A 5,347-nucleotide genomic window follows, 5' to 3' on the forward strand; every position below is an offset into this window, starting at 1 on the left:
GTGTGGAGCGCCGGCGCGCTGACCAGGCCCGCGATCACCTCGCCCGCCTGCTCCACCGCGAGCAGCGTCGCGAACACCGGGATGCCGCGCACGAAGTTGAAGGTCGCGTCGATCGGGTCGATCACGAGCCGCGTCTCGGAACGGCCCGCCGCCTCGCCCAGCTCCTCACCGAGGATGCCGAGCTCCGGGTGGCGCTCGGCGAGCAGCTTGCGCGCCACGGTCTCGATCTCGCGGTCGGCCGCGGTCACGAGTGACCGGTCGGGCTTCTCCTCGACGTGGAGGTCGGCCGAGCGGAACAGCCGGCGCGCGATCTCGTCGGCGCGATCCGCGACCTCGGCGAGAAACCCGAGCCACTCCCCGGCCTGCACGGCGCCTAGACTAGCAGCGTCGCTCCAGCGCGCCGCCGAGCTCGGTGAGCAGGGCCGCGGCGCTCGGTCCGCCCGCGCGCGGATGTGCGGGCAACGTCGCCACGGACAGACTCACGCGCAGCGCGTCGGCCGCCGTGCCCAGGACCTTGCCGTCCAGCGCCAGGCGCAGACGCTCGGCCACCCCGCCCAGCACGTGGGCCTCGCAGCCGAGCAACACGACGGCCATCGAGGACTCGCCGAGCCGCCCCAGCTCGTCGCTGGAGCGCACGCGCTGGCGCAGCTCGCGCGCGAGCTGCGCGAAGGCGGCGCGCGCCGAGCCGGCTTCGAGCCGGTCGCTCTGGCACTTCCACTCGTCGACCTCGATCCCGACCAGGCCGAGCGAGGTCCGGCGCTGGGGCGCGCGCACGAGCAAGGCGTTCAACAGGCGGTCGAGCGACGCGCGCGACAAGAGGAACGAGTCCACCTCGCGGTCCAGCTGTCCGGACAGCGCGTGGCGAACGTCGTCGAAACCACTGCGCGAGTCGAAGCTCGTGTCCAACATCGTCTCGGCAGTCGTCCCCGTCGCGCCGGCGCCGCGCGGCGGCTCCGCGAGGACGTCGGGCGTATTTCTCTTCACTGCCCCCATCGATCGGTCGGTGGCGTCGCAGAATTGAGTCCCTGTCGCTTGCCGGACGTGCGGATTTCACGCTAAACCACGCGGAGGGGCGCAGCGCGATTGGACGATCGCGCGCTTTCTGCGCGCGGGAGATGGTTTGAGCTCGAACCTCGCGGTCGCGGCGACGACGGTTCGCGTGCTCACGGTCGACGCCGTGCGCGCGGCGGGCATCGGGCACGTCGGGCTGCCGCTCGGCTGCGCGGACCTGGGCGTCTTGCTCTACTCGGAGTTCCTGAAGCACGACCCCGCGGTCCCCGACTGGTTCGACCGCGACCGCTTCGTGCTCTCGGCCGGGCACGGCTCGATGCTCTTGTACTCGCTCTTGCACCTCTCGGGCTACGACCTGCCGATGGACGAGATCCGGCGCTTCCGCCAGCTGCACTCCAAGACACCAGGCCACCCCGAGCACGGACTCACTCCCGGCGTCGAGACCACGACCGGGCCGCTGGGCCAAGGCCTGGGCAACTCGGTCGGGATGGCGCTGGCCGAGCGGCTGCTCGCGGCGCGCTTCGGCAGCGAGCTGGTCGACCACCGCACGTGGGTGCTCGCGAGCGACGGTGACATGATGGAAGGCGTGGCCAGCGAGGCGTGCTCGCTCGCGGGTCACCTGGGCCTGGGGCGGCTGATCGTCTTCTACGACGACAACCACGTCACGATCGACGGCCCGACCTCGCTCGCGTTCTCGGAGGACGTGACTCGCCGCTTCGAGGCGTACGGCTGGGACGTGCAGCGCGTCGACGGTCACTCGGTCGATGCGCTGCGCTCCGCGATCGGCCACGCGCTCGCCAGCGAGGACCGGCCGCACCTGATCGCCTGCCGCACGCACATCGGCTTCGGCTCGCCCGCGGCAGACACGGCCGAGGCGCACGGCGCGTTCAAGGACGCCGACTACACCGAGCAGACGCGCCGGAAGCTCGGCTGGACCCTGCCGCCCTTCGAGGTGCCCGACGCCGCGCGCGAGACGTTCCGCGCCAACGCGGTGCGCGGCGCGCGGCTGCGCAGCGAATGGGAGAAGCGGCGCGTGCAGGCGCTGGCCGACCCGGGGCTCGCCCAGCTCTGGCGCCAGATGGTCGAGCGCGCGCTGCCGGCCGAGCTCGACTCACTTCTGCCGCGGCTCGCGGGCGAGAAGCCGATGGCCACGCGCCAGGCGTCGGGCCGCGTGCTGAACACGCTGGCCGAGAAGCTGCCGTCCTTGATCGGCGGCTCGGCGGACCTCGCGGGCTCGAACAACACCACGATCAGCGGCGCAGCGTCGGTGGCGCGCGGCAAGTTCGACGGGCGCAACCTGCACTTCGGCGTGCGCGAGCACGGCATGGCCGCGGTCGCCAACGGCCTGGTGCTGCACGGCGGCGTCCGGCCCTACGTGGCGACGTTCCTGGTGTTCAGTGACTACATGCGGCCGAGCGTTCGCCTGGCGGCGCTGATGTCGCAGCCCGTCGTGTACGTGTTCACGCACGACTCGATCTTCGTCGGCGAGGACGGGCCGACCCACCAGCCCGTCGAGCAGCTCGCCGCGCTGCGCGCGATCCCGCACCTGCACGTGTGGCGGCCGGCCGACGCGCGCGAGACGGTCGCCGCGTGGAACGCGGCGCTGCGCCGCGACGACGGGCCGACCGCGCTCGTGCTCTCGCGCCAGTCACTGCCCGTGCTCGACGTGGACCGCGTCGAGGAGCGCGCGGCCCGCGGCGGCTGGGTCGTGCTGCCCGAGCCCGCGGGCGTCGTGCCCGAGCTTTCGTTCGTGGCCACCGGCGCCGAGCTGCACCCGGCGCTCGAGGCGGCGCGCGTGCTGGCGGCCGAAGGGCGGCGCGTGCGCGTCGTGTCCGTGCCGTGCATCGAGCTGTTCGAGGCCCAGGACGCGAGCTACCGCGACTCGGTGCTGCCGCGCGGCGGCAAGAGGCTGGTGTGCGAGGCGGGCGTGGCGCAGGGTGTCGCAGCGCTGACGCGGCCCGGTGACCGCGTCATCGCCATGACCGGCTTCGGCGCGTCGGCCCCGTTCAAGGACCTGGCGGCGCACTTCGGCTTCGACGGCCCGAGCTTCCTGCGCGTCGCACGGGAACTCCTGCCCTGACGCGCGCCCTTGGCGTCTGGCTCGCCGCAGCGCTGACCTCGGGCTGCGCCACGCTGACGCCGCCGCTCGACGCGGCCTGGCGCGACGCGTCCGTCGCGCCGCCATCCCAGGAGTCACTGCCGCTGGCGCTGCTGGCGCTGGGCGGCATCGGCGAGCCGCACGGGCGCGACCAGCGCCTGCACGCGGCCATGGCGCACCGGCTCGAGGGCGCGGCCGGCGCGCCGATCGTGCTCTTGGGCGACGTGTTCGAGCGCGCGGGCCTGCTCGGCTTCTGCACGAGTGACTCGCACCGGCAGGTGTCCGACGCGGGCTGCGCGCAGCACGGGTCCGCCGACGCGCAGCTCGCCGCCATCTTGGGTCCGTACACGCGCAGCTTCGCCGGTCACCCCCTGGTGGCGCTGGCCGGCAGCGTGGACCACGCCGGCGATCCCGACGCCACGCAGGCGGCGTGCGCGCGCGTGCCCGCGGCCGGGCCGGGCTGGCGCTGGGTCGCGCGCGGCTGCGAGCTCGACGACGCGCACCCCCTGACTCGCCTCGACGCGGGTGCGCTCGTGCTCGTGCTCGCCGACTCGGCCGCCATGCTCGCCGACGACGCGTTCCGCGCCCGCGCGCTCGCCGCGCTCCACGCGGAACTCGCAACACTCCGGCAAGAGCGCCCCGATGCCTGGCTGCTGCTCGCCATGCAGCAGCCGCTCGAGAGCTACGGCGCGCGCAACGGCGCGGACCTCGCGACCGCAGTCCACAAGGACCTGTACCCGGTCACGGGGACGCTGCTGTGGCCGATCGTGCGCCCGATCGAGTGGCTCGTGGGACGCCGCGCCGAGAACCTGTACGAATGGCCGGTGCGCGGGCTGCGGCGCGACGTGTACCAGGCGCTCGCCGACTCACCCGTCGACGCCGTGCTCTCGGGCCAGGACGAGAGCCTGCAGCTCATGGAGCTCGAGCGGGGCGCGCGCTGGCAGATCGTCTCGGGCGCGGGCTCCGACAAGTCGCGCGTGAAGCGGATCTTCCTCGAGTCCGAGCCGCGGCTCTTGTTCGCCGCCGGCCGCGGCGACGATTTCCGCTCGGGCTACGGCTTCGTGGCGATCGCGGCCTCGCCCCAGAAGCTGCGCGTCGAGTTCTGGGACATGGCGGTGAAGCAGCCGCTATTCGTCGCCGAGCTTGTCAGGCCTCACTGACGTTCGTTCGCCTTCGGCTCACTGCGCGTGCCCGACCTGTGATCGCATGGGCACCCTACCCATGCTCCGGCACTTGCGGCCTCGCTCAGGGCGGCCTTCGCTCGGCCCCTACTACTCGTCGCCGAGCTTGTTCGAGCGAGTCACTCGCCGGAGCGTGGTCAGGGCGAACACGAGTAGCTTGCCGTCGGCAGGGTCGAGGAAGCGTGTCTCGATCATCACGGTACGGCCGCGCTCGCGCACGATGCGCGCCTCCAGGTGGAAGGTCGGGCCCATCACCGGGTCGAAGTAGTCGACGCGCATGTTGGTGGTGGCGAGCCAGGGGCGGTTGGCCTCGCCGTCTGCGGCGGCGGCCTCGCCCGTGCGCGACGCGAACAGCGAGATCAGGTCGACGTAGGTCGGCGTGAAGCCGCCGAAGAGCTGGCCGCGCGGGTTGCGCACGCGATCGGGCAGGTGAGCCTCGACTCTGAGCACGCCCTTGCCGCGCTCGAGCAGCTTCCAGTTCCAGGCCTCGAGGAAGTCACCGGCGGGGTGACCCTTGCCCAGGAGCTTCCCGGGCTCGGGCGCCATCCACGGGCGCCGCTGAACACGAGGCTCGCTCAAGCGTGCCGCTCGAGCAGCGCCCCGCCGTCGTAGAGCTTCTTCACCTTCACCTGACCGGGCTTGCCGACCGCGAGACACAGCTCGCACAGCGTGCACTCGTCGAGGTTCTTCTCGACGATCTCGAGCCCCCTCGCGCCCGCCTTGAAGATGTCGACCGGGCAGACTTCGGCCAGCTTCCTGGCCGCGGCCGCGTCGGCTGCCAGCGCCGGATCGACGTCGACCGCGATGAACAGCGCCATGACGACTCACTTCCCCCGGCGCGCGAGCTGCTCGCGCACGAGCTTCGGAATGTCCTCGATCTTCTCGGCCACGGCGATGCCGGCCGCGCGCAGTCTCTCGATCTTCTCCGCGGTGGTGTCGGCCTTGCCCTCGACGATCGTGCCGGCGTGGCCGAAGCGCATGCCCGGCATGGCGTCCATGAAGCGGCCGGCCATGAACGCCACGATCGGCAGCCGCGACTTGTGTTCGGCGACCCAGC

General features: G+C 72.6%; 7 protein-coding genes. 2 read left to right on the forward strand and 5 right to left on the reverse strand.

Annotated elements, in window-relative coordinates; all coding sequences use genetic code 11:
* Both VMR86_04815 and VMR86_04820 read right to left on the reverse strand, forming a co-directional pair.
* Positions 1-368 (reverse strand): inositol monophosphatase family protein (locus VMR86_04815; GenBank protein HTO06359.1); only part of this gene is annotated, 368 nt, incomplete at its 3' end.
* Positions 369-378: 10 nt separating this feature from the next.
* The gene (locus tag VMR86_04820; GenBank protein HTO06360.1) at positions 379-984 is read right to left on the reverse strand and encodes a diguanylate cyclase; all 606 of its coding nucleotides are present in this window, start codon (positions 982-984) and stop codon (positions 379-381) included.
* Positions 985-1,120: 136 nt separating this feature from the next.
* On the opposite strand from VMR86_04820, the gene tkt reads away from it, so the two are divergent.
* Complete coding sequence (gene tkt, locus VMR86_04825; GenBank protein ID HTO06361.1) at positions 1,121-3,091, forward strand: transketolase; 1,971 nt, start codon at positions 1,121-1,123, stop codon at positions 3,089-3,091.
* Between the two features lie 188 nt (positions 3,092-3,279).
* On the forward strand, positions 3,280-4,269 hold the full coding sequence (locus VMR86_04830; GenBank protein ID HTO06362.1) for a hypothetical protein: 990 nt from the start codon (positions 3,280-3,282) through the stop codon (positions 4,267-4,269).
* Positions 4,270-4,380: 111 nt separating this feature from the next.
* Here the strand turns inward: VMR86_04830 and VMR86_04835 are convergent, their stop codons facing one another.
* From VMR86_04835 to VMR86_04845, 3 genes are all read right to left on the reverse strand, one after another.
* A complete protein-coding gene (locus tag VMR86_04835; protein HTO06363.1) occupies positions 4,381-4,836 on the reverse strand; it encodes a PaaI family thioesterase in 456 nt (151 codons plus the stop codon).
* Positions 4,837-4,865: 29 nt separating this feature from the next.
* Positions 4,866-5,108 carry a hypothetical protein gene (locus VMR86_04840; protein HTO06364.1) on the reverse strand — a complete coding sequence of 81 codons (243 nt, stop codon included), beginning with the start codon at positions 5,106-5,108 and terminating at the stop codon, positions 4,866-4,868.
* A gap of 6 nt (positions 5,109-5,114) precedes the next feature.
* Positions 5,115-5,347, reverse strand: a 233-nt coding sequence (locus tag VMR86_04845; GenBank protein HTO06365.1) for a succinate--CoA ligase subunit alpha, incomplete at its 5' end; no start/stop codon positions are given.

This window comes from Myxococcota bacterium (assembly GCA_035498015.1).
Taxonomy (GTDB): Bacteria; Myxococcota_A; UBA9160; order SZUA-336; family SZUA-336; genus VGRW01.